The sequence below is a fragment of the Pseudomonas sp. 21615526 genome (genome assembly GCF_013386245.1).
Lineage (GTDB): Bacteria > Pseudomonadota > Gammaproteobacteria > Pseudomonadales > Pseudomonadaceae > Aquipseudomonas.
The window spans coordinates 1-22504 of record NZ_JACAOM010000070.1 but is presented as its reverse complement, the minus strand read 5'-3'; the positions used below and the strand labels follow the sequence as shown (position 1 = coordinate 22504).

20 protein-coding genes and 1 pseudogene are annotated in these 22504 nt (G+C 60.8%); 9 read left to right on the top strand and 12 right to left on the bottom strand.

Annotated elements, in window-relative coordinates; all coding sequences use genetic code 11:
* Position 1: 1 nt before the first annotated feature.
* The 11 genes from tssJ to tssA are packed head-to-tail and all read right to left on the bottom strand — an operon-like array spanning position 2 to position 12709.
* Positions 2-484, bottom strand: a complete 483-nt coding sequence (gene tssJ / locus HX786_RS20155) for a type VI secretion system lipoprotein TssJ (RefSeq protein ID WP_177123070.1) — start codon at positions 482-484, stop codon at positions 2-4.
* Positions 485-489: 5 nt separating this feature from the next.
* On the bottom strand, positions 490-1671 hold the full coding sequence (tagH, locus tag HX786_RS20150) for a type VI secretion system-associated FHA domain protein TagH (protein WP_178912511.1): 1182 nt from the start codon (positions 1669-1671) through the stop codon (positions 490-492).
* Positions 1672-1689: 18 nt separating this feature from the next.
* The gene (locus HX786_RS20145; RefSeq protein WP_003208049.1) at positions 1690-1821 is read right to left on the bottom strand and encodes a hypothetical protein; all 132 of its coding nucleotides are present in this window, start codon (positions 1819-1821) and stop codon (positions 1690-1692) included.
* A gap of 33 nt (positions 1822-1854) precedes the next feature.
* Positions 1855-3387 carry a sigma-54-dependent Fis family transcriptional regulator gene (locus HX786_RS20140; protein WP_178912510.1) on the bottom strand — a complete coding sequence of 511 codons (1533 nt, stop codon included), beginning with the start codon at positions 3385-3387 and terminating at the stop codon, positions 1855-1857.
* A complete protein-coding gene (gene tssH / locus HX786_RS20135) occupies positions 3387-5951 on the bottom strand; it encodes a type VI secretion system ATPase TssH (protein ID WP_178912509.1) in 2565 nt (854 codons plus the stop codon). The genes HX786_RS20140 and tssH overlap by 1 nt, the downstream gene beginning before the upstream one ends.
* Before the next feature lie 12 nt (positions 5952-5963).
* Positions 5964-6971 carry a type VI secretion system baseplate subunit TssG gene (tssG, locus tag HX786_RS20130; protein WP_087694180.1) on the bottom strand — a complete coding sequence of 336 codons (1008 nt, stop codon included), beginning with the start codon at positions 6969-6971 and terminating at the stop codon, positions 5964-5966.
* Positions 6935-8710, bottom strand: a complete 1776-nt coding sequence (gene tssF, locus HX786_RS20125; protein ID WP_177066577.1) for a type VI secretion system baseplate subunit TssF — start codon at positions 8708-8710, stop codon at positions 6935-6937. Before tssF ends, tssG begins: the two co-directional genes overlap by 37 nt.
* On the bottom strand, positions 8700-9125 hold the full coding sequence (gene tssE / locus HX786_RS20120) for a type VI secretion system baseplate subunit TssE (protein WP_178912508.1): 426 nt from the start codon (positions 9123-9125) through the stop codon (positions 8700-8702). Before tssE ends, tssF begins: the two co-directional genes overlap by 11 nt.
* Positions 9122-10597 (bottom strand): type VI secretion system contractile sheath large subunit, encoded by a 1476-nt coding sequence (gene tssC, locus HX786_RS20115; protein ID WP_177123064.1) that lies wholly within the window; start codon positions 10595-10597, stop codon positions 9122-9124. The genes tssE and tssC overlap by 4 nt, the downstream gene beginning before the upstream one ends.
* A 28-nt stretch (positions 10598-10625) precedes the next feature.
* A complete protein-coding gene (gene tssB / locus HX786_RS20110; RefSeq protein WP_177008256.1) occupies positions 10626-11123 on the bottom strand; it encodes a type VI secretion system contractile sheath small subunit in 498 nt (165 codons plus the stop codon).
* A gap of 32 nt (positions 11124-11155) precedes the next feature.
* Positions 11156-12709 carry a type VI secretion system protein TssA gene (tssA, locus tag HX786_RS20105; RefSeq protein ID WP_178912507.1) on the bottom strand — a complete coding sequence of 518 codons (1554 nt, stop codon included), beginning with the start codon at positions 12707-12709 and terminating at the stop codon, positions 11156-11158.
* A gap of 476 nt (positions 12710-13185) precedes the next feature.
* Here tssA and HX786_RS20100 point away from each other — a divergent pair, with 476 nt between their 5' ends.
* Positions 13186-13701: an Hcp family type VI secretion system effector gene (locus tag HX786_RS20100; protein WP_003208034.1), complete on the top strand. Its 516-nt coding sequence runs from the start codon at positions 13186-13188 to the stop codon at positions 13699-13701.
* 55 nt (positions 13702-13756) lie between these two features.
* Here the strand turns inward: HX786_RS20100 and HX786_RS20095 are convergent, their stop codons facing one another.
* Positions 13757-14578: an aldo/keto reductase gene (locus HX786_RS20095; RefSeq protein WP_178912506.1), complete on the bottom strand. Its 822-nt coding sequence runs from the start codon at positions 14576-14578 to the stop codon at positions 13757-13759.
* A 108-nt stretch (positions 14579-14686) separates the two neighbouring features.
* Between HX786_RS20095 and HX786_RS20090 the strand changes: the two genes are divergently transcribed.
* From HX786_RS20090 to HX786_RS20055, 8 genes and pseudogenes are all read left to right on the top strand, one after another.
* Positions 14687-15181 carry a DUF1543 domain-containing protein gene (locus HX786_RS20090; protein ID WP_008437003.1) on the top strand — a complete coding sequence of 165 codons (495 nt, stop codon included), beginning with the start codon at positions 14687-14689 and terminating at the stop codon, positions 15179-15181.
* A gap of 104 nt (positions 15182-15285) precedes the next feature.
* On the top strand, positions 15286-16386 hold the full coding sequence (locus HX786_RS20085) for a polyamine ABC transporter substrate-binding protein (RefSeq protein ID WP_178912505.1): 1101 nt from the start codon (positions 15286-15288) through the stop codon (positions 16384-16386).
* Between the two features lie 25 nt (positions 16387-16411).
* Positions 16412-17830 (top strand): aminotransferase, encoded by a 1419-nt coding sequence (locus tag HX786_RS20080; protein ID WP_102369334.1) that lies wholly within the window; start codon positions 16412-16414, stop codon positions 17828-17830.
* Positions 17827-18744 (top strand): response regulator transcription factor, encoded by a 918-nt coding sequence (locus HX786_RS20075; RefSeq protein WP_250884643.1) that lies wholly within the window; start codon positions 17827-17829, stop codon positions 18742-18744. Before HX786_RS20080 ends, HX786_RS20075 begins: the two co-directional genes overlap by 4 nt.
* A gap of 87 nt (positions 18745-18831) precedes the next feature.
* Positions 18832-19113, top strand: a complete 282-nt coding sequence (locus tag HX786_RS20070) for a peptidylprolyl isomerase (RefSeq protein ID WP_003208024.1) — start codon at positions 18832-18834, stop codon at positions 19111-19113.
* Positions 19114-19251: 138 nt separating this feature from the next.
* The gene (locus HX786_RS20065) at positions 19252-21111 is read left to right on the top strand and encodes an extracellular solute-binding protein (RefSeq protein ID WP_177117180.1); all 1860 of its coding nucleotides are present in this window, start codon (positions 19252-19254) and stop codon (positions 21109-21111) included.
* Positions 21111-22172 carry a microcin C ABC transporter permease YejB gene (locus tag HX786_RS20060; protein ID WP_003208021.1) on the top strand — a complete coding sequence of 354 codons (1062 nt, stop codon included), beginning with the start codon at positions 21111-21113 and terminating at the stop codon, positions 22170-22172. The genes HX786_RS20065 and HX786_RS20060 overlap by 1 nt, the downstream gene beginning before the upstream one ends.
* Positions 22172-22504 (top strand): annotated as a pseudogene (locus HX786_RS20055) (ABC transporter permease); the annotation flags it as partial. The gene HX786_RS20060 and the pseudogene HX786_RS20055, both read left to right, overlap by 1 nt.

The window sequence follows — 22504 nt, the reverse complement described above, 5'->3', positions numbered from 1 at the left end:
GTCAGTCGCCCACCTTCGCGGGTTGCGGGTTGACCAACCGAATGCCGGCCTGATCAAGGATCAGTTCAGCGCCGGTCAATCGCTGCGCGGTCACCGGCAACACATAGCGCCATTGCGAGTGAGGCAAATCACGGTACGCCGCCAGCACGCCGACATAACGACTGCCTGGCTCGAGGCTGAGTTTGAGCGCGGAGTGATCGCCGGGGCGCAACTCCAGCTCTTCGAGGTTCACCAGGTCCTTGGGCAACGTGTGCTCGGCATGAGCATAAAGGCTGAAAAAGTCCGCATTTTCAAAAGCCACGGGGTGTCGCAGCTCCATCAGGTGCACCACGATCGGCGACGGGCGACCATGGAGATCAGGGTTGACCCGTTCGCTGGCGGTCAGTGTCAGGTCCAGCTTGGTCAACTTCGAAAAGGGCGACAGGGAGCAACCACCCAGCAAACCCATTACAGCGCACAACAATGCAACGGTGACTCGGGACATGAAGATCATCCTGGATAACGGTGAAGGGTTGAGATCAGACGAATCTGTTCCTCGTACGCCTTGGCGAAGTCGCTGCCCAGCAGGCGCTCGCTCAAGTGCTCGTCCTCGATCAGTGTCTGGTAATGGCGCTGATACGCGCGCCAGCGGGCGCCACACCGGGGGATCAGCGGCGGCCTTGCCTGGCGTTCGAAGCACAGCAGCAAATGGCCGGGCGCAAAGGCTGCCAGAGCGCCGCGTACTGCCGCGCGGCAGGCCGCCAGCAAGGCCACCTCGTGAGCCTGCATGTCGCGGTACGCCCGCATGACAAGCATCTCGGCGGAAACCTGCCCCAGCTGCCCGACACCCAGCAGCGACCCCAAGGCCGCACTGGCGTCTGCGCTGTCTCTAAGTGGGTTGGGGCTTTGGAGCGGTGTCTGGGTGAGTGCCAGTTTCAGCTCTTGCCTGAGCTCGTTACGGGTGCCCAGGCTCTGTTGCAACCCTTCAGTCATTTGCCGGAGCAAGCTCGCGGCCTTGATCGCCAGGACTTCTCTTGCCGACTCATCGAGGTCGCCCAGATCAATACCGAGTGCCTGCGCAAACCCCAACCAGAATGGCCCTGAGCCGTGACCTGGAACGGGCGATTGCGGACTTGGGGCAACCTGGCGCGCAGGCTTCACAAGCTCGGGAACCGTCAGGTGATCCCGGTCCGCCGCCGCGTGGTCCGTCCAGCGCAATGTCTCGTAGGTGGTCATGTTCAGGGCCGCCAGCTCTTGCGACCCGTCCTCGCGCTGCAGTTCGCTGGCCAGTGCCCGCAGTGGGTCCAGCTCAAGGAATGCATCATCGGGAATCAGCCTGTGTAATCCGTCCTGGCCCTGTCCCAGCGGTGGGCTGACCAGTCGTGCGCGAATACTCAGCGGCCCCAGCTGAAATACCGCGCCGTCATCTATCGGTTGCTGCTGCCCCTCATGCAGACGCTCACTGCTGCCTGCCAGGCGGGTTCCATTGCTGCTGATATCCGTCAGGAAATACCGGCCGTCACGATAACTGATCACCGCGTGACGACCGGAAACCTGGCGACTGGTGTCAGGCAGGGTCCAGTCGCAACCGCCCCCCCGGCCGATGACGCCCCCCACACCGTCAAAGACTTTGCGCAGCGCCGGCGCGGACTCTGCTGGCCCCGCAGGGCACACCTCAAACACTAGCTGCATGGCAGGACTCCTCCGCGCTCACAGGCCACGACCGGTGGACCGTGGATCACCCAGCGGACGGTAGTCATCGTCGTCAAAGACATGATTGGTGTTACAGCCACTCAGCAAAAACAACACAAGCACCAGGGCTTGCCACTGACTAACAGGCATCAGGTATCTCCCGGAATTGAAAGGGTGTGCCATTCAGCACTCTCCCTGGACTTCGCCAAACGGAATGTCCAGGCGTGCAAGGCGGTACAACAACGTGCGCCGGGCGAGGCCCAGTTCACGGGCGGTGCGGGTTCGATTGCCACGGTTCTTGCGCAGGCAGTCGATCAGCACTACCCGCTCGACTCGCTCCATGCGCTGGCGCAGCGTTGCGTCGACAGCGGGCGCGGACAGGGTTGATGGCAGCGATAAATGCGCAGGCAGGATCACCTCGTCGTCGCACAGCAGAACCGCCCGCTCCACCATGCATTTGAGCTCACGAACGTTGCCGGGAAAGTGGTGGCTGGACAGTTGATCCAGGGCCGCACTCGACCAGCCCACCGTGGCTCGCCCCAACAGTGCACAGGCCTTGTCGGCGAAATGCCGGGCCAGTTGCAGCACGTCCCCGTCCCGCTGGCGCAGCGCCGGCAACTCGATAGGAAACTGCGCCAGCCGGTAATAAAGGTCCTCGCGAAAGCTTCCTTCAGCCACCATGCTGGTGAGGTCCCGGTGGGTCGCCGCGACGATTCGCACGTCGACCTTGTGGGACGTGTTGGCACCCAACGGCCGAATCTCGCCCTCCTGCAGGACCCGCAACAACTTGGCCTGCAGTGACAGCGGCATATCACCGATTTCGTCGAGCAGCAGCGTGCCGCCGTGGGCGGTGTCAAACAGGCCGGCATGGTCTCTTTCGGCCCCGGTGAACGCGCCTTTGCGGTAACCGAACAACTCACTTTCGAGCAAGCCTTCGGGAAACGCTGCGCAGTTTTGCACCACAAATGCCTTGCTGCTGCGCGGGCCGGCAGCATGAATGGCCCGGGCGACCACCTCTTTACCGGTGCCGGTCTCGCCCCGGAGCAGCACGGTGTAGGGGCTATGCACCACCTTGCCGATCAGGCGGCACGTCTCGTCCATGGCCGTGCTGTTTCCGATCAAGCCGTAGGCGCTGGTGCTGCGGGTGCTGCGAACCACCTTCAACGCACCGGGAGCCCGGCGCATTCGCCGCAACAGGGCCAACTGGCTCAAGACAAAACTGCCCAATTGGCCCAGGGACGCACCATAGCCAGCCAGCTCCGTCGCTCGCAGGCTGGCACACAACACCATCCCGGATACCTGCTTGCTCGGCCCCGGTAACGGCACGCACAGGAGTGATTGCCAGGACGCCGCGCCCGCTGGCAGAAACCCCGTGTCATACACACTGCTGCCTGCCTCGGTGAGGTTAAACACCCGGTTCTGTTGCAGCACGTACTGCAACAGTTGCTCGTTCCGGAAATCCGCGCCCGAGCTCACAACCGCCCCTGGCGGCGACAGGCCCGGCAAATGCTGGGCAGCCAGTTCGAGGCGGCCGGTGGCCTGGTCGAGCAGGTACACTTGGCCAAGCTCGCAGCCGCTCAGTTGCGCGGCGCCCGTCGCAAAGTCATCGGCCAATGTCGATTCGTCGCTATTGATGCCCAACCGGGTAAACCATCCCAACAAGGCAGCGGCGTAGTCCAGCGGGCTTGGCAACTGGGTAAACGGATTGTCCGCCATCAGCTGAACTCACAGATTACGGTGCCATTGGCATCCAGCCTGGCATGGACGAACTGCAGGGACTTGCCAACGGCCATCGCATCCAGCAGGCGATCCACCACCTGCGGCAACAGGTTTTCCTCGATCCATTGGTCGACAAACCGCGCGCCACTCCCACTGTGACTACAGTGCTCGGCCATGTATGCGACAAGATCCCCTGCGTGAGTGAATGCGAGCTTGCGCTGAAGCAGACGCTGGCCCAGTCGCTGAAGTTTGTGTTCAATCAGTTGGTGCAGCACCGCGCCTGCCACCGGGTAATACGGCACGACTCGCATACGGGCCAGCAGCGCCGGCTTGAAATGAGCTGTCAGTACCGGCCGGATCGCGGCGTGCAGTACTTCGACAGCCGGTCGTTGACTGTCGGCGCACAGCCCGGTGACAAGATCGCTGCTCAGGTTGGAAGTCATCAGGATCAGGGTATTGCGAAAGTCGATTTCACGTCCTTCTCCATCAATGGCTACCCCTTTGTCGAACACCTGGTAAAACAGGTTCAGGACATCCGGATCGGCCTTTTCCACCTCATCGAGCAGCACCACTGAATAGGGCTTTTGCCGCACCGCCTCAGTCAGCACCCCGCCCTCCCCGTAACCGACATAACCCGGTGGTGCGCCGATCAGCCGGGACAGTGAGTGTTTCTCCTGGTATTCAGACATGTTGATCGTGGTGACAAAGCGCTCGCCGCCATACAACAGGTCGGCCAGGGCGTGGGCTGTTTCAGTTTTGCCGACACCACTGGGGCCCACCAACAGAAATACCCCCACGGGGGCATCAGGCCTGTTCACGCCGGCCGCGACAGCCCGCAGGCAACGATCCAGGACCTGCACGGCACCTTCCTGGCCGAGGATGCGACCACGCAGATCATCCGCAAAGTTCAGGACCTTCGCGCTGTGTTCGCGGGCAAGCTGCTCCAGGGGAATACCCGTCCAGGCGCTGATAACCTGTGCCACCAACCGTGGGCATACTTCGAAGCTGACCAATCGCTGTTCGTGCTGTATGGCCTGCAACGCCTGATGGTTCTGGGCCAGGAGCGGAGCGAGAGCCTCAGTGCTTTCGCCAAGGTTACCGGCGTCGGCCAGTTGCTGGCGCAGCGAGAGCACCTTCTCGGCCAGTTCGCGCTGGTGGGTCCAGCGTTGTTCAAGCTGGAACTGTGCAACTTCTACTTCATCCAGTCTCCGGGTGAGGTGCTGCAGCACCTGTTCATCGATGGCCAACCCCGCGTCGGCATCCCTGCGCACGGCACGTTGCTGGCGCGTGCCCTCGGCCAGTTCGGCGCGCAACTGCTGCAGTTCGTCCGGCGCCGTGACCAGGCTGATCCGCACCCGGGCACAAGCGGTGTCCAGCACGTCCACAGCCTTGTCCGGCAACTGGCGGCCGGCCAGGTAGCGGGCACTCAACTGCGCGGCGGCGACCACGGCGTCATCGCGCACGTAGACTCCGTGGCTGGCCTCATACACCGGGACCAACCCACGCAAAATCGTCACGGCATCGTCAACCGTCGGCTCGTGCACCTGCACCGGCTGAAAACGCCGCGCCAACGCCGGGTCTTTCTCGAAGTACTTCTTGTACTCCGACCAGGTCGTCGCGGCGATGGTACGCAACTCACCTCGTGCCAGCGCTGGCTTGAGCAGGTTGGCGGCATCGGAGCTGCCGGCCGAGCCGCCTGCGCCGACCAGGGTATGGGCCTCATCGATGAACAGGATGACCGGTTGCGGCGAGGCGTTGACCTCATCGATCAAGCCTTTGAGGCGGCGCTCGAACTCACCCTTGATACTGGCACCGGCTTGCAGCAGGCCCATGTCCAGGGTCAGCAGGCGCACCTTCCTGAGCACCTCTGGCACTTGCGCGCTGACGATCCGCAGGGCCAGGCCCTCGACTATCGCGGTTTTCCCGACACCCGCCTCGCCCACCAGAATGGGGTTGTTCTTGCGCCGCCGCGCGAGCGTATCGATCATTTGCCGGACTTCGTTATCGCGACAGAGCACGGGGTCGAGTTTCCCGTCCCGGGCCTGGCGAGTCAGGTCATGGGTAAAGCGCTCCAGCAAGGAACTCCCCGCCTCAGCTGGAGCCGCCTGCGCGTTTTCACTCAAGAGAAATCCGAGCACACGCGGTGCATCAAGCGTGCTCATCACCGCCTGGTAACGGCTGCCAGCGTGCTGCATCGGGTTGCGCAACAAGGCGAGCAGCAAGGCGCCATGGTCCACTTCCCGTCGGCCCAGCTCCAGATGGGCAACCAGCAACGCCTGCTGCAGCCATTGCACCAGGGCGGGCGAAAACACCGGATTGCGGGACGCGCTCTGGTCGACCCGAGGTTGCAGCACGGCCTGCAATTCCCCGGCATCCACGCCCGCATCCTGCAGCGCTCGCATAAGAACACCCTCGGGATGCTCCAGGAGCGTCAGCAGCAAGTCTTCCACCAGGACCTCGCCGCCGCCCCGGGTGACACAACGCTCGGCGCTGCGTTCCAGGTCGCGCCGTGTGGACGCCGTCAATGCCTGGATAAGTTGTTGCAGATCCACATTCATCATATCCATCAATCCCTAATGATTTTTACTGGCCAGGATGACCACGCCGTCTGCCCGCTCATGCCCCAGCCAACTGGTCCAGCCCAGGCGGCAGACGTTGTGCTCGCCAAGGTGCAACGGCCGGACCTCGCCCGCCGCCAACACCAGTCGCACGTCGTATTCCAAGGGGTCCCGGGCGGCAAAACGCACCAGCGCACACAGCGGCTCGTAACCCGCCCCGGTGGGCAAAAACTCGTGAAAACGCTGCCAGTCGAGTGCCAATACATGAACCCTGAACATGCCACTGCGGTCGATAAGGCACTCCCCCAGCACCAGGTCCGAACCCAACGAGCTATAGGCGCGACCAAGGTCATTGCGCTGCTCATGGTCGATCACTACCCTGCGCTCGACCCACTGCTCGATGACCAGCCGGTTGTGCTTGAAGTAATAACGCAGCACGGTCTCGATCAGCGCGGCGGAGTGCACGCGCAGGCTCAGCAGCCCCAGGTAGGGCAACAGGCGTTTCCAGTTCAGTTGAGCCGCGCTGCGAATCGCGCTGCCACCCAGGCCCACCCATGCAAACATCTGCTCGGAAAAGGGATCGCGGGCGCCCGTTTGAAAACTCGCCTGATAACGATATTTTCGCCAGATCGGCACTATCAGCCGGTGCAGGCGATGGTGAAAAAGATCAAGAAATTCCCGCGTCGGATTACCGCCCGCTACCTCGGCAAAGGCTTGCTCGCCATAGAACGCCGGCAGCGGTGACCCTGTACCAAACAGGCCCAGCACATTGAGGCGAAGCCGTGCCCGCAAATGGCCGTGCTCGACAAAAAACTCCACACGATCAATGTCGTTGCCGGGAAAGCCAAAGCCTGGGTTGGCTTGGAACTCCAATTGATCGTAGAGCGCATCCTCGTCCAGCGAGGGATGCGCCTCGCGCAGGCGCTCGATAATCTGCGCGACCGCCTGAAACACCGAGTACTCGCGAATCACTCGGGACAGTGCGGTTAAAGCAGGGGCTGCTGGCCCATCCGGGGTGGCCATAGGTACACGTCTCCTTGTGTGCTGATGACTCGCAGTTCGTGGTACGAGTTGAGGCTGGCGTAAAGCGCGAAGAACTCGTTGAGCACCGAGGCAAAGACGAACACGTCGCCCTCCCCCAGGTAGCCTTCAGGATCGATGGTGAGGTCAACCCGCAAGCCGCGAAATGGCAGGCCTCGGTGCAGCCGGTCTACGGGCTGGTGACTGATCGAACGGAGGGCGCCCAGCCTTCGCCTGCTGACCTTTTCCACCTGGCGGTCGTGATAACGCGGCAGGTCGTAGGTTTCGAGGATCACCCTCAAGGCGTTGATATCGGTCAATGACAGATAGTTGAGCGACATATTGCTGATCAGTCGCCACAGGAAGTCGCTGTCCAGGGGTGGCGCAAAGCTGGGGGTTGCCGCGGTGATGTTGCGAAACGAGAGAAACTCGGGCGTCTGTTCGCACGCCTGATTGATATCGCCCACCTGCAGCAGGCGTGGCAGGTTGTGGTTGGTGCAGGTCAGTTCAATCGACAGGGTTTCCTGTTCATGCACTGGACACCGGTCGAAACTCAGCCAGGTATCCAGGCCGGCATGTTGCAGGGATGGCCGCTGGCGAACGCCATAGCTGGGCGCGGCGCTGCCAAAATCGTGCTCAAACGATTCGAACGGAACATATTCCTGGTACCCGAGGCCTCCCGGCCGCCATCCCGTGACCTTGTCGACGGAAAATACACCGCAGTTCCCCCTGGCGTATTCGCCAGGCAACAACAGGTATTCGTCCTGCTTGCCGTCCAGGCGAATCGGTACGCCGTCGTGCTTGAACAGATTGACGATGGGCGTGCAGTACAGCTTCACGTTGTCCAGGGTAGGCGCCATTCGCTCAATACCGCGACCACGCATGTCGAAGCGTAACGTCACGCCATGTACCTGCTTGAGTACGTCAATAGGCAACCTGCTCAGCGCGCCAAGGCCACTCACATCGACAAACAGGTATTTGTCGGGAAAGGCGAAGTACTCCTGCAAATGGCGATAGCCACGAAAGGTATTCAACGGATAAGGGATCAGTGCCTCATCCTCGGAAAAGCCCACAGGACTGATATCGTTGCTGGACAGACGCAATGAAACAGGCTTGCCGTCGGCGCCGATGACCGGCAGCCCGTCGCGCCCGAAAGGCTGCAACTCGAACCCGTCCAGGTGACGCAAAAGCCCCAGGTAAAGCGCCTGGCTGACGGGCTGCTCCCCCGCGAGATGCAAACGCAGGCAGTTCAGTTCCAGCTCACTGAAGTTGCCCTCGGCCGTCATCTCCAGACGCAGGCAGAGCAAAGCGCCCTCGCCCTGTACCGAGTACTCCATGGCGGCCAGTTGCAGCGGCAAGACCTGCGTCGGGTAACAGGTACGAAAACGGCAGCATTCACCGTCGATCGCAATGCTTTCCACCGGTGTATCCCGCTCGACCCTGATGGCCGGCCCTGTGCGCTTGAGCGGATCAAACTGCAGCATGCTGAACGACGGCAGCGGCCGCATATAGTTGGGCCACAGCAGATGCATCAACGAGTGACTCAACTCCGGCAATTGATCATCAAGCTTCTGCCGCAGGCGACCGGTGAGGAATGCAAAACCCTCAAGCAACCGTTCTACGTCCGGGTCCTGGCCAGCGTCCCCAAGAAACGGCGCGAGTGCCGGGTTGCGCTCGCAGAAGCGTCGCCCCAACTGTCGCAGTGCGCTCAGCTCGCCCTGGTAGTAGCGGTTAAACGACATTCGGTTTGACCTCGACCCGTGCGCCGTGAGCCAGGCTGGCGCAAAAGGCGACCGCTTGCGTCATGCCATTGACTTCCATGGCCCCCTCGATGGAAAAAGCCAGCACCATCGGGTCACGGTCCTGTGGCAATGCCTTGACACGGACATCCTTCAGACGGGGTTCGTAGGCCTGGATAAAGCGCTCAATCAGGAACCGAGCCTGGCTCAACGCGTCATGCAGGCTGAGGCGCATGTCATTCAGATCAGGTAACCCGTAATCAGGTAGCGTCTGGACACTGCCCGCACGGGTGCTGAGCATTTTCGCCAGATGACCCGCCACGGATTCCACGACGCAACCTTGCGGGCTGCGCCCTACGCCGGACTCCAGGCGCTCGAAAAGGCTGCGGTTCTGGCTAATCACGTGGCGGCGGCTCATTCTTTATCGAGCTTGCCGACGAGCGACAGAGTGAAGTCTGCCCCCATGTACTTGAAGTGCGGGCGAACGCTCAGGTTGACGCGATACCAGCCGGGCTCCCCGTCGACATCACTGACAACAATGCGCGCAGCCCGAAGCGGGCGCCGTCCACGCACTTCGGTGCTGGGGTTGTCCTGGTCGGCGACGTATTGGCGAATCCATTTGTTGAGTTCCAGCTCAAGGTCGGTGCGCTCCTTCCACGACCCCAGCTGTTCACGCTGCAGGACCTTGAGATAGTGGGCCAGGCGATTGACGATCATCATGTACGGCAATTGGGTACCGAGCCGGTAATTCAGCTCGGCAGCCTTGCCTTCGGCACTGATTCCAAAAGACTTGGGTTTTTGCACCGAACTGGCGGAAAAGAAAGCTGCATTGTCACTGCCCTTGCGCATGGTCAGAGCAATGAAGCCCTCTTGCGCCAGCTCGTATTCGCGTCGGTCGGATACCAGCACCTCGGTAGGAATCTTGGTTTCGATCTCGCCCATGCTGTGAAAGTGATGCAGCGGCAAGTCCTCCACTGCACCACCACTCTGCGGGCCGATAATGTTCGGGCACCAGCGATACCGGGCGAAACTGTCCGTCAAGCGGGTAGCAAAGGCATAGGCCGTGTTACCCCACAGATAGTGTTCGTGGCTGCTGGCCACATGTTCCTGGTAGGCGAACGTCTTGACCGGACAATCAACGGGATCGTACGGCGTACGCAATAGAAAGCGCGGTACGGTGAGGCCGATGTAGCGGGCATCTTCGCTCTGGCGAAAACTCTGCCATTTGGCAAACTGCGGCCCTTCAAAATGGTCCTTCAGGTCCTTGAGGTCAGGCAGGCCGGTAAAGCTCTCCAGGCCGAAGAAGCCAGGGCCGGCCGCCGCAATGAACGGTGCATGGGCCATGCAGGCCACGCTGGAAACATACTGCATCAGCCTGACATCGGGAGCACTGGGGGAAAGGAAATAATTGGCGATGATTGCCCCTACGGGCTGGCCGCCGAACTGACCGTATTCGGCACTGTAGATGTGCTTGTAGAGTCCCGACTGAGTCACCTCCGGTGAGTCCTCGAAGTCATCCAGCAGGTCCTGGCGGGAGACGCTGAGCAGTTCGATCTTGATGTTTTCACGAAAATTGGTGCGATCAACCAGCAACTGCAGGCCACGCCAGGAAGACTCCAGTGCCTGGAAGTCGGGATGGTGCAGGATTTCATCCATTTGCTGGCTGAGCCTTGCGTCAATCTCGGCAATCATCCGGTCAACCAGGCGCTTCTTGACCGGCTCGCCCTTGTTTTGCGGCTTGATCAGCTCCTCGATAAATGCCGAGACTCCACGCTTTGCAATGCTGTAGGCCTCGTCGTCGGCGCTGAGGCGGGTCTGGGCAATGATGTTGTCGAGAATGCTGTACTCGTCCGTGACGGGCGCATGCGACGGGCTTTGGCTGGTAGTCATGGTGTCAGTGTCCTTTTAACTGAGAGAGTCATACGGCGGAGCTGTCCAGCCCCAATTCAGCCAATACCCGCTTGCGCGAATCGTCATCGGCGAGGGCATTTTCAATGGCCTTTCGAAAGCTCGGCGTGTTGCCCAGCGGCCCCTTGAGCGCCACAAGTGCATCGCGCAGGTCCATGAGCGTTTTCAGCTCGGGTATCTGCTCAACCAGCTGTGCAGGATTGAAGTCCTTCATCGAATTGATCCTGACCCGGATCGCCAACTCATCAGGTTCGGCTGAATCCTGCAGCCGGTTGGGGACGCTCAAGGCCAGGCCCAAGGCCTGCTTGGCCAGCACCTCGTCGAGGCTGTTCTTGTCGATGCCGACGGGCTTGCGGTCTTCGAGCTTGCGCAGGTCTTCACGCTGGGTGAAGTCACCAAGCACCAGCAATTTCAACGGCAGCTCGACCTCTTCCTGCGCAGTGCCGACGGCGGGTTTGAACGTGATATTGATGCGTTCCCTGGGGGCTACCGAACCTTCTTTCGCCATGGTGTTTCTCCTTTTTCGGGGGGCTCGAAAGCCTATTCAAGTACCGCTTCGAGATCGAAGTGGCACAGCCTGCGATGGACATCTTCCTTGCGCTCACGCACGGAATGGCTTTGGGGCAATACGTCACAGCAGCCATGCAAGAGCTGCAGCACTTCAACCGCCAACTCGGGCTCCCAGCGCTGCAGGCCTGAGTGCTGCAGCTCGTGGTCCAGGTGATCGAGCTGGACTTTGGCCAGGTCATGCTTGCCTGCCAGCAAACACAACCTGGCCAGGCCAAGCCGCCAATGAAACCGGGCACGATCACCTGTTGCGGTTTGCATGCCCTGCTTGAGGGACCGCACAGCCACCTTGAACCCGTCCTTGCGCAGCACGGGCATGACGTCGTGCAACGCTTTGTCCCAAGGCGCAGCCGGGGCATCAGGTGCCGACCTGAGTGGAACTGGGGCTTGCAAATGGCGGGCAACCTGGGTGTTGATCCAGCCACGGGTGACGTCGTCGGCGAAGGGTGTTCCGTCGTGGAAGCGCAGCTGTGCAAGCCCCGGCAAGCGCTGGAGCAACAGCGCGAAGTGCACTTCCAGCTCGGTCATGGCCAGGTCGGCCTGGAGTGCCTGCAGGCACTCCCACACCCGGTACAAGCCGTCGAACCAGAAAGGTGCTCCGGCCAGGCTGCCCTCAAGCTCCAGCAGCAGGTCGGTATGCTGCCCTTGGGCAAAGCGCTCCTGGTACCGCTTGAGCTTGTCGGGCGCCGGCCCGCGCAAAGGCGTTACCTGTTCGCTGTCACAGTCCGGAAGACTGGTGATCGTCAGCCAGGTCAACGTTCGGTTCAGACGCAGTGCGCGCAGGTCAGTGGCATTCTGGCGCTGCCACCAGGCCGACAAGGGCCGGGCATGTTCCTGCAGCGTGCGCAGCAGCTTGTGGGCGTCCTTTTCGTTTTCCACAATGGGCTCGGGCGCCATCAACTGAGTCGCGACCTGCCTGATATGGGCGATCACCCCTGTGCTACCGCCTGCTGGAGGTTCGCTTTCGGTGGACTGTTGCAATCGGTCCGACAGCTGCCTGCGAACCGGCAGTAACAGTGGCGCATCTTCGAGAAGGTGTTCGGTCCACAACTCGTCCAGCCGCGCCAGGTGTTCGAGCATGCAGTGGAACAAGGGCCGCTGATCCTTGAGCGAAACAGGTTGTGCAAGCACCTGCTCGAGGCGCGGGACCAGCCAGCCAAAGGCGGCACTGCGGGTACGCAGCTTGCCCGGATAAACGACCGCCCAATGATGCTCACAGAGGTAGCGCAGCAATCCGAGGCCTGCGAGTAGCCCGGGGAAGGACTCGCGCTGATGCAAGGCCCAGGTCAACCAGACAGCGACCCGCAAGTCCTTGGACTGGTGGCGTAACAGCGCCTCGCTTTTTTCCACGACCCATTGCCAGTCAGGCTGACTGTTTCCGTGAATGGAGTGCGCCTTGCCCAGTTCAGTTTCAAGCGCCTCATACTCGGTCGAAAAACGCATATCGGCCCCCGCATAACTCGTTTTCGAGTTGGGTGCCTGCGCAAGTTCGAGGTAATAATCGGAAAGCCTGTCTGAGTAAACCATTATGGGCCGCACTTTACTTTCCTGAACATGTTCAGTGAACTAATGGCCATTCAAGCGCACATCAGGACATTGATTAAAGTTTGCCTTCCCTACGAGAAGAGCACGAACCTTATCCATGCAAAAAGCATTGTTCAAGCCACCAAATAGCAGTTAAGGAGTTTCCTACAAGAATAGAAAAATCGCCGACGCGCAAGAATTTGCGCAGCCAAGGCGCCAGGCATCATCATGAATGAGGTGAACTCTGCGAATAACAACGCCCATCAACATGAGCAACTAACTGCACACCCCTGCGCAAACAAATACAACTAAATCGAATTAAAACCTTTAATGCCGTTCAAAATTAAAACCAATAAAACCTTAACCCCCTGCTTTCATTGACGCTCGAACTTTCCGGCACGCTTCTTGATATCGAGCATTACCCGGCCGGCAAGTCCGTCGGCCGGGACGACCTCATTTATCAGGCAAGGAAAACCGTCATGCCAACACCCGCGTATCTATCCATCACCGGCACCAAGCAAGGCTTGATCACGGCAGGCACGTTCACCCAGGACTCGGTCGGCAACATTTACCAGGAAGGCCATGAAGACCAGATCCTGGTGGAAGCATTCCAGCATCAGGTGATCATTCCCCGTGACCCGCAATCCGGCCAGCCCACCGGCCAGCGTGTGCACAAGCCCCTGATGATCAGCAAGGTATTCGATAAATCGTCGCCATTGCTGTTCAGCGCATTGACCTCCGGGGAAATGGTCAAGTGCCGCCTTGAGTGGTACCGAACCTCTTCAGCCGGAACCCAGGAACACTACTTCACCATCGAGTTGGAAGACGCGATCCTGGTGGACATCCAATCACGGATGCCCAACTGCCAGGACCCGAACAACGCACACTTCACGCACCTGGAGGATGTGTATTTCACTTACCGGAAAATCGTCTGGACCCATGAGGTCTCCGGTACCTCTGGCTCTGATGACTGGCGCAGCCCGGTAGCCGGCTAAGCAGCCACCGAAACAGAAACGGCATCGCCATGGACGGCACCGTTTCTGTCGGCCACTAGACCATCGCCAGCGGATGCTTGCGCTTCGGCGCCCCAAAAACCCGGTCAATCGCGTCCAGGTCGTGCTCATCCAGCACCAGCTTCGCCGCTGCGGCATTGAGCCGGACATGCTCTGGCGTAACCGCCTTGGGAATCGCGATCACACCGTCCTGGCGCAAGACCCAGGCCAGGGAAACCTGGGCGGGTGTGACCTCGTGGCGACGGGCAATTTGCTTGAGGGTCGGGCTGGCCAACAGCTCGCCACCCTGGGCGATGGGACAGTAGGCCATCAAGGGTAAATTGTGTTGCTGCCACCATGGCAGCAGGTCGAACTCGATGCCGCGCTCCTCGATGTTGTAGAGCACCTGATTGGTGGCACAGGCCGGGGAAGCCAGCTCCTGCAGGTCTGCCACATCAAAGTTGGACACACCCCAACGACCGATCTTGCCTGCCTCACGCAAGCGCTCGAAGGCTTCTACCGTTTCTTCAAGGGGGTATTGCCCACGCCAATGCAACAGATACAGATCAATGTAGTCGGAGCCCAGGCGCTGGAGGCTGGCCTCACATGCACGTGGAATGCCCTTGTGGCTGGCATTGTGCGGGTACACCTTGCTGACCAGGAACACCTGGTCGCGCTTGCCGCGAATCGCCTCGCCAACGACTTCTTCGGCACCGCCTTCGCCATACATTTCAGCGGTATCGATCAGGGTCATGCCCTCATCGATACCCAGTTGCAACGCGGCCACTTCGGCGCTGCGCTTGCCGGGATCCTCGCCCATGCGCCAGGTCCCCTGGCCGATGACAGGGACGGGTACGCCGGCCAGATCAATGGTGCGCATGACAACCTCCTGATGAATTTGCGAATTAACAGTGTGGCACCGACTGGACAAAAGGGTTCAATCGAAGGAAGGTGGCCCTTTCCATCCCAGCCATAGAAAGGGCCTGCAATGCTGTTTGTGGTCATGTTGGGGGGTAAGCACCCCCGGGCGAAAATCGAAGTGCATGATGTGGTGTTCGCCGTCGCCGACACCCTGGAAGCCGCCTACCCGCAACTGCGCGAGGGCTGGTTCGGCAGCCAGAAAGGTGTGCATATCGACTCCTGGATGACGGTGGATGGCGTTGACGGCTGGAAAGTCCAGCTCAGCCACCTGGCGCCGAACGCCGGGGCGCCGCGCCTGTATTTCATCAACCTGGGCGGGTATGAATCGAACGTCTTTGGCGAGGCACACCACTACCTGCTGGTGGTTGCGCGCACGGCCAGGGAGGCGGCAGCCCAAGGCAAACAGCAGATGCTCACGCACTGGACGCAATCCCACACCGACGGCGTACTGGATATCGACGACTGCCTGCCCATCGACCTGGTAGACGGGCGCTACATCCACCTGGAACCCGGCGTACACCGCCCGGTCGTCACGCGAAACGACTACATCGTACTGCCCTGACCGCCTCCTACCCGAACGGGGTATGGCGCCCCACCCGCCACCTGCCTGAAAGTGCAATCAGCCCCTCGGCCTGACAACAAGCACAACATCAAGGTGGGTTCGCCATGCATAAAGCCGTTATCGCCCTGTTCAGCGCTGTCTTGCTTGCATCAACGTCCGTCAGCCAGGCCGCTGACGACCCGGGCAACACCTTGCGCATCTACAACTGGGCCGATTACATCGGGGAACACACCCTCGCCGACTTCGAGAAAGCCACCGGCATCAAGGTGATCTACGACACCTACGACTCCTACGAAACCGTGCAGGGCAAGCTGCTGTCCGGGCGCTCGGGTTATGACCTGGTGGTGCTCAACGCGTCCCTGGTGCCGCTGCTGATCAAGGCCAAGGCCTTCCGGCCCCTCAACAAAGCGCTGCTGCCGGACTGGAACAACCTCGACCCGCAAGTGCTGAAAAGCCTGGAAACCCATGATCCGGGCGTGACCTATTCCGCGCCTTACACCTGGGGCAGCAATGGCGTGACCTACAACATCGACAAGATCAAGGAACGCATGCCGGATGCGCCCATCGGCTCCCTGGCGATGATCTTCGATCCCAAGATCATTTCGCGCTTCGCCGACTGTGGCATCACCTTCATGGACTCCCCTACCGACATGATCCCGCTGGCCCTGACCTACCTCGGCCTGGACCCCAACAGCGTGGTGCCCAAAGACCTCAAGGCCGCTCAGGACGTGCTGATGGCCGTGCGCCCGTACATCCGCAAATTCGACTCCAGCGGCTTTATCAACGGCCTGGCCAATGGCGAGCTGTGCATGGCCACCACCTGGTCCGGCGACTACGCCACGTCCCAGGCCCGGGCGGCGGAAGCCGGGGCCAAGGTCAACCTGAGTTACTTCATCCCCAGGGAAGGCTCGCTGATCTGGTTCGACAACTTTTACATCCCGGCCGACGCGCCCCATGTGGCGAATGCCCACAAGTTCATCGAGTTCCTCCTGCAACCCGAGGTTATCGCCGGCGTCAGCAACACCATTCACTACGCCAACAGCAACCTGGCCTCCAAGCCCTTTGTAAATGCCGATATACGCGACAACCCGGCCATCTACCCGGACTCGGCGACGATGCAACGCTTGTTCACCCAGAAAAGCCAGTCCCAAGCCGCCGTGCGCCTGATCACCCGTACCTGGAATGCCGTGAAGACCGGCAAGTGAAACCCAGCCATTGAAGGTAAACGCCATGACCCTGCCAAATCCTGACTTTTTCGCCCAGTTCGACCACGACCAACTGGACGCCGCCGACAAGGCCCATTACATGCACGGTTTTCATATGTTCGACGAACACCGTGAACAAGGCTCACTGAATATCGCGGCGGGTGACGGCGCCTACATCTACGACACCGCCGGCAACCGCTACCTGGATGCGGTCGGCGGCATGTGGTGTACGAATATCGGCCTGGGCCGCGAGGAAATGGCAGACGCCATCGCCAACCAGGTTCGCCAGCTGGCGTACTCCAACCCGTTCTGCGACATGGCCAACGTCACCGCTATCGAACTGTGCGCCAAGCTTGCCAGCCTGGCTCCCGGCGATCTTGATCATGTGTTCCTGACCACCGGCGGTTCCACGGCTGTCGATACCGCCTATCGTCTGGTGCAGTTCTATCAGAACAGTCGCGGCAAGCATGAGAAGAAACACATCATCTCGCGCTTCAGTGCGTATCACGGCTCGACGTTCCTCACGATGTCCATCGGCAACAAGGCCGCCGACCGCGCGCCGGAATTCGATTTCATGAGCGACTTGTTCCACCACATTTCGTGCCCCAACTACTACCGGGCGCCGCAGGGCATGAGCGAGGCGCAGTTCCTCGATTTCCTGGTGGATGAGTTCGAAGACAAGATCCTGACCATCGGCGCCGACAAAGTGGCCGCGTTCTTTGCCGAACCGATCATGGGCTCGGGCGGCGTGATCATTCCGCCCAAGGGTTACCACCGCCGCATGTGGGAAGTCTGCCAACGTTATGACCTGCTCTACGTGGCGGATGAAGTGGTGACGTCCTTCGGCCGGCTGGGAAAATTCTTCGCCTCCCAGGAAGTGTTCGACATGCAACCGGACATCATCACCACCGCCAAGGGCCTGACGTCCGGCTACCTGCCGTTGGGCGCGTGTATTTTCTCGGATCGCATCTGGCAAGTGATCGGCGAGCCGGGCAAGGGCCGCTGCTTTACCCACGGCTTCACCTACAGCGGCCACCCGGTGAGTTGCGTGGCGGCGCTGAAGAACATCGAGATCATCGAGCGGGAGAACCTGCTGGCCCATGTCGAAGACGTCGGCGTGTACCTCGAACAGCGCCTGCAAACCCTGGCCAACCTGCCGCTGGTGGGCGATGTGCGCTGCCAGCGGCTGATGGCCTGCATTGAGTTCGTCGCCGACAAACACACCAAGGCGCTGCTGCCGGACGCGGTGAACATCGGCGAGAAGATCCACCTGCGGGCCCAGGCCAAAGGCTTGCTGGTACGGCCCATTGGCCACCTGAATGTGATGTCGCCGCCGCTGATCATCACCCATGCCCAGGTGGATCAAGTGGTGGAAATCCTGCGCCAGTGCATCCTCGACACCGCCGAAGAGCTGCGCCAGAGCGGCGAGTATCAAGGCCGATGAGCCTGGGCGCCCCGGTGCTTTTGCCGGGGCCCTGGCCGGCGGGTAGACTGGCCGGCATGAACGAGCATGCCGATCACTGCCCTGCCCCGTCCTTCCAGGTGCTTGACGCCTGGAATGGTGCGTTGGCCCACGCCTTCGCCAGCGTCGACGAAGCGTCATTCCTTGAACACCTGGCCTGCGCCCTCAGTGCGCTGACCCCTATCGAATCGATGATGATCAGCCTGGAGCGCCAGGGCCAGGCGCCACACTTGCTCTACCAGCAAGGCATCCCCCGGCCGCACTACGAAGAGATCATCAACCGTTACTTCTCCCGGGGCTACCTGCTGGACCCGTTCTGCCTCGCGGTAGACAAGGGCCTGGCCGAAGGTTTCTACCACCTGGCGCAGATCGCCCCGGACGATTTCTTCAACAGCGAGTACTACAAAACCTACTACCTGCGCAGCGGCGGCGCCCAGGAGAGCTACTACATCGTCGACCTGTGCCCCAACAGCAAGATTTCGTTGTGCATGTTCCAGGGGCTGAGTGCCGGCCAGTTCAGCGACGAACAACTGGCACTGCAACGAACCGCCCAACCCATCGTGCGCGAACTGCTGCGCCGCTTCGGCACCACGGGCGGGCTGTGCAAGGTGATCAGCGACGAGGCCTTCACCCAGACCCAGGTGCATCAGCAGATTGAAGCGGCGTTCATGCATTTTGGCAGCGGCGTATTGACCGTGCGCGAACGGGAAATCGCCCACCTGATATTGCGCGGGCACTCGGTGAAATCCACCGCGCAGGTGCTGGGCATTTCCCCGGAAACCGTGCGCATGCACCGCAAGCATTTGTATACCAAGCTTGAAATCAACTCCCAGGCGGAGCTGTTTGCGCTGTTTATCGATTGGCTGACCCACAGCGGCGTAATGGCCCGATCCTGACCGTCCAGGCAACCCAGGGGAACTTTGCCAGGAAATAACCACCTGAATCCGGTACGCTCAGCATTTTTACCCAAGGAGATACCCCTCATGGCCAAAGCCACCGCCCGTCACATCCTCGTTGCCACCGAAGACAAGTGCAACGAACTGAAAGCGCAAATCGAAGGCGGCGCCGACTTCGCCGAAGTTGCCAAAGCCAACTCGTCCTGCCCGTCCAGCCGTCAAGGCGGCGACCTCGGTTCGTTCGGCCCGGGCCAAATGGTCAAGGAATTCGACACCGTCGTATTCAGCGCCCCGGTCAACACCGTGCAAGGCCCAGTGAAAACCCAGTTCGGTTATCACCTGCTGGAAGTAACCAGCCGTCAGGACTGATCAGTCCGCGCTAATGTTTAAACAACGGCCCACCCTTTGGTGGGCCGTTGTGCATCTGTGACAGTGTGATGACTGGCGAGGCGTACGCGCATAGCGTACAAATCCCTTTACCTCTTCACCCGGCGCCCAAGGCTGATAATGCGAGTCGCTTTTTCTACCCTGTTTTGCTCCACCCTGGCCCTGTTGCTGGCCAGCACCGCCGTGATCGCCGCGCCGCAATCGGCATTGACCGTGTACGGCGAGCCGGCCAAATACCAACCCGGCTTCACCCATTTCGACTACGCCAACCCCAATGCCCCCAAGGGCGGCAGCCTGCGGCGTTCGGCGATCGAAATCGGGCGCTACGACCATGTACTGCCTTATGGAGACAAAGGCATCGGGGTCAGCCAGGTCGACGGCTGGCTGTATTCGCCCCTGGCCCTGCGTTCGCTGGACGAGCCCTACACGGTCTACGGCCTGGTGGCGGAAAAGATGGAGCGGTCAGACGACGGTCTGTCCCTGCGTTTCTACCTGAACCCCAAGGCGCGTTTCGCCGATGGCCAACCGATCACCGCCGAAGACGTGCGTTACTCCTTTGACCTGCTGATGACCCAGGGCAGCCTGCGCTACCGCACGCTGTTCGCCGACGTCAAACACGTCGAAGTCGAAGGCCTGCGCCAGGTGCGCTTCGATTTCTCCAGCAACGAAAACCGCACCCTGCCCCTGGATGTCGCGACCCTGCCGGTGTTCCCCGAGCATTGGTGGAAGACCCGCAACTTCGCCGACGGCGGCGGCTACGAGATTCCCCTCGGCAGCGGCCCCTACACCATCAGTAAGGTGGATGCCGGCAACACCATCACCTTCAAGCGTGACCCGAACTGGTGGGGCAAGGACCTGCCCATCAGCCGTGGCCTGTACAACTTCGATCACCTGAGCCTGGAATACTTCGGCGACACCGAAGTCGCCCGCCAGGTCCTGCGGGGCGGTGCCTATGACTTCAACCGCGAATTCTCTGCCACCGGCTACTCCATCGGCTACAACGGCCCGGCCCTCGATGATGGCCGCCTGCAACGCGCGCACCTGGCCAAGGAGGCACCGCAGCCGGCCCAGGGCTACGTGTTCAACGTGCAAAAACCGATGTTCAAGGACCGCCGCGTGCGCCAGGCCCTGGCCATGCTGTGGGACTTCGAGTGGGCCAACCGGCAGATGATGCGCAACATGTACATCCGTCAGCAAAGCTTCTTCTCCAACAGCCCGCTGGCGGCGACCCAACTGCCGGATGCCCAGGAACTGGCGATCCTGGAACCTTTGCGCGGGCAGATTCCCGACGAAGTCTTCACCCAGGTGTTCAAGGCCCCCACCACTGACGGCACCGGGATGATCCGCGACAAGCAGCTGCAAGCCCTGGCCCTGCTGGAACAGGCCGGCTGGAAGCCCGACGGTGACAAGCTGGTGAATGCCGAGGGCGAGCCGCTGGAGTTCACCTTCCTCAACGCCCAGAACGGCCTTGAGCGCCTGTTGTTGCCGTACAAGCGCAACCTGGCGCAGATCGGCATCACCCTCAACATCCGCCGCATTGACTCCTCGCAATACGTCAACCGCCTGATGGCCCGGGACTACGACATGATCGTCACCGGCTTCCCGGTTACCACCTCGCCGGGGATGGAGCTGTACAACTACTTCGGTTCCGCCGCCGCGTTTGATACCGGCGCCAACAACTACATGGTGCTGAAAGACCCGGCCGTCGACAGCCTGATCAACGGCCTGGTCAAGGCTGATACCCAGTCGCTGATGCTCAGTTACGCCCACGCCCTGGACCGCGTGCTGCAATGGAATTACCTGTGGATCCCCAACTACTACCCGCCGGGCACCTCCGCCGCGTGGTGGAACCGCTTCGGCCGCCCGGCCGTGGAAGCCAAGACCGATGAGGCCCTGGAAACCTGGTGGGAAATCAGCCCCACACCGCTCACTAACGAGCAGATGAAAGCCGAACTGACCAAACGCCCGGGAGCCCGCTGATGTTTGCCTATATCGTGCGGCGCTTGCTGCTGATCATTCCCACCCTGGTGATTATCCTGCTGGTGAATTTCGTTATCGTGCAGGCCGCGCCCGGCGGGCCGGTGGAACAGGCCATCGCCCACCTGCAAGGTATCGGCGGCGGTGGCGTCGGCGGCTCGTCTGCCGAAAGCCTCAGCAGCGGCTCCCGGGCCAGCCGTGGCCTGGACCCGAAACTGATCAAGGACATCGAAAAACAATACGGCTTCGACAAGCCCGCGCCGGAACGCCTGTGGCTGATGCTCAAGAGCTACGCCCAGCTGGACTTCGGCAACAGTTTCTTCCGTGGCAAAAGCGTGACCGACCTGATCCTCGAAAAGATGCCGGTGACCATTTCCCTCGGCCTGTGGGCCACCTTGATCACCTACCTGGTGTCGATCCCGCTGGGGATTCGCAAGGCGGTGCGCCATGGCAGCAGTTTTGATGTGTGGAGCAGCACCGCGATCGTGATTGGCTATGCGATGCCGGCGTTCCTGTTTGCGATGTTCCTGATCGTGGTGTTCGCCGGCGGCACTTCGTTGAACTGGTTTCCGGTGCGCGGGCTGGTCTCGGAAAACTTCGACCAGTTGAGCACCGTCGGCAAGATCGCCGATTACTTCTGGCACCTGGTACTGCCGGTCAGCGCCCTGGTGATCGGCGGCTTCGCCACCTTGACCATCCTCACGAAAAACTCGTTCCTCAATGAAATCACCCGCCAGTACGTGGTCACCGCCCGGGCCAAAGGCTTGAGTGAACGCCGGGTGCTTTACGGGCATGTGTTTCGCAATGCCATGCTGCTGGTGATCTCGGGGATTCCCCAGGCATTTATCGCGGTGTTCTTTGCCGGCTCGCTGCTGATCGAGGTGATCTTCTCCCTCGACGGCCTCGGTCGCATGAGCTACGAAGCTGCAGTTTCACGGGATTATCCGGTGGTGTTCGGTTCGTTGTTTATCTTCACGCTGTTTGGCCTTTTGATAAAACTCATCGGTGACCTCTGCTACACCCTGGTGGACCCGCGTATCGACTTCGCCGCGAGGAACGCCTGATGCTCAAGCTCTCTCCCGTGGCCCGTCGGCGCTTTGAACGCTTCAAGAAAAACCGCCGCGGCTGGTGGTCGCTGTGGCTGTTTATCGGCCTGTTTATCCTGACCCTCGGCGGCGAGTTGATCGCCAATGACAAACCCCTGGTGCTCAGCTACCAGAATGAGCTGTATTTCCCGGTGTTCAAGCGCTACACCGAGCAGGAGTTCGGCGGGCAACTGCCGTTCCAGGCGGATTACCGCAGTGAATACGTGCAGAACCTGATCAAGAAGGACGGCGGCTGGATGCTGTTCCCGCCAATCCCGTTCAGCGACGACACCCCCAACTATGAGCTGACC

Bases quoted from the DNA above. Each gene is read 5' to 3' on its own strand.
- tssC (WP_177123064.1), bottom strand. From the start codon at position 10,597: ATGACTACCAGCCAAAGCCCGTCGCATGCGCCCGTCACGGACGAGTAC.
- HX786_RS20075 (WP_250884643.1), top strand. From the start codon at position 17,827: ATGAGCCTGGGCGCCCCGGTGCTTTTGCCGGGGCCCTGGCCGGCGGGT.
- HX786_RS20095 (WP_178912506.1), bottom strand. From the start codon at position 14,578: ATGCGCACCATTGATCTGGCCGGCGTACCCGTCCCTGTCATCGGCCAG.
- tagH (WP_178912511.1), bottom strand. From the start codon at position 1,671: ATGCAGCTAGTGTTTGAGGTGTGCCCTGCGGGGCCAGCAGAGTCCGCG.
- HX786_RS20065 (WP_177117180.1), top strand. From the start codon at position 19,252: ATGCGAGTCGCTTTTTCTACCCTGTTTTGCTCCACCCTGGCCCTGTTG.
- HX786_RS20140 (WP_178912510.1), bottom strand. From the start codon at position 3,387: ATGGCGGACAATCCGTTTACCCAGTTGCCAAGCCCGCTGGACTACGCC.
- tssE (WP_178912508.1), bottom strand. From the start codon at position 9,125: ATGAGCCGCCGCCACGTGATTAGCCAGAACCGCAGCCTTTTCGAGCGC.
- HX786_RS20145 (WP_003208049.1), bottom strand. From the start codon at position 1,821: ATGCCTGTTAGTCAGTGGCAAGCCCTGGTGCTTGTGTTGTTTTTGCTG.
- HX786_RS20100 (WP_003208034.1), top strand. From the start codon at position 13,186: ATGCCAACACCCGCGTATCTATCCATCACCGGCACCAAGCAAGGCTTG.
- tssG (WP_087694180.1), bottom strand. From the start codon at position 6,971: ATGGCCACCCCGGATGGGCCAGCAGCCCCTGCTTTAACCGCACTGTCC.
- HX786_RS20080 (WP_102369334.1), top strand. From the start codon at position 16,412: ATGACCCTGCCAAATCCTGACTTTTTCGCCCAGTTCGACCACGACCAA.
- tssA (WP_178912507.1), bottom strand. From the start codon at position 12,709: ATGGTTTACTCAGACAGGCTTTCCGATTATTACCTCGAACTTGCGCAG.
- HX786_RS20070 (WP_003208024.1), top strand. From the start codon at position 18,832: ATGGCCAAAGCCACCGCCCGTCACATCCTCGTTGCCACCGAAGACAAG.
- tssF (WP_177066577.1), bottom strand. From the start codon at position 8,710: ATGTCGTTTAACCGCTACTACCAGGGCGAGCTGAGCGCACTGCGACAG.
- tssJ (WP_177123070.1), bottom strand. From the start codon at position 484: ATGTCCCGAGTCACCGTTGCATTGTTGTGCGCTGTAATGGGTTTGCTG.
- HX786_RS20060 (WP_003208021.1), top strand. From the start codon at position 21,111: ATGTTTGCCTATATCGTGCGGCGCTTGCTGCTGATCATTCCCACCCTG.
- HX786_RS20085 (WP_178912505.1), top strand. From the start codon at position 15,286: ATGCATAAAGCCGTTATCGCCCTGTTCAGCGCTGTCTTGCTTGCATCA.
- HX786_RS20090 (WP_008437003.1), top strand. From the start codon at position 14,687: ATGCTGTTTGTGGTCATGTTGGGGGGTAAGCACCCCCGGGCGAAAATC.
- tssB (WP_177008256.1), bottom strand. From the start codon at position 11,123: ATGGCGAAAGAAGGTTCGGTAGCCCCCAGGGAACGCATCAATATCACG.
- tssH (WP_178912509.1), bottom strand. From the start codon at position 5,951: ATGATGAATGTGGATCTGCAACAACTTATCCAGGCATTGACGGCGTCC.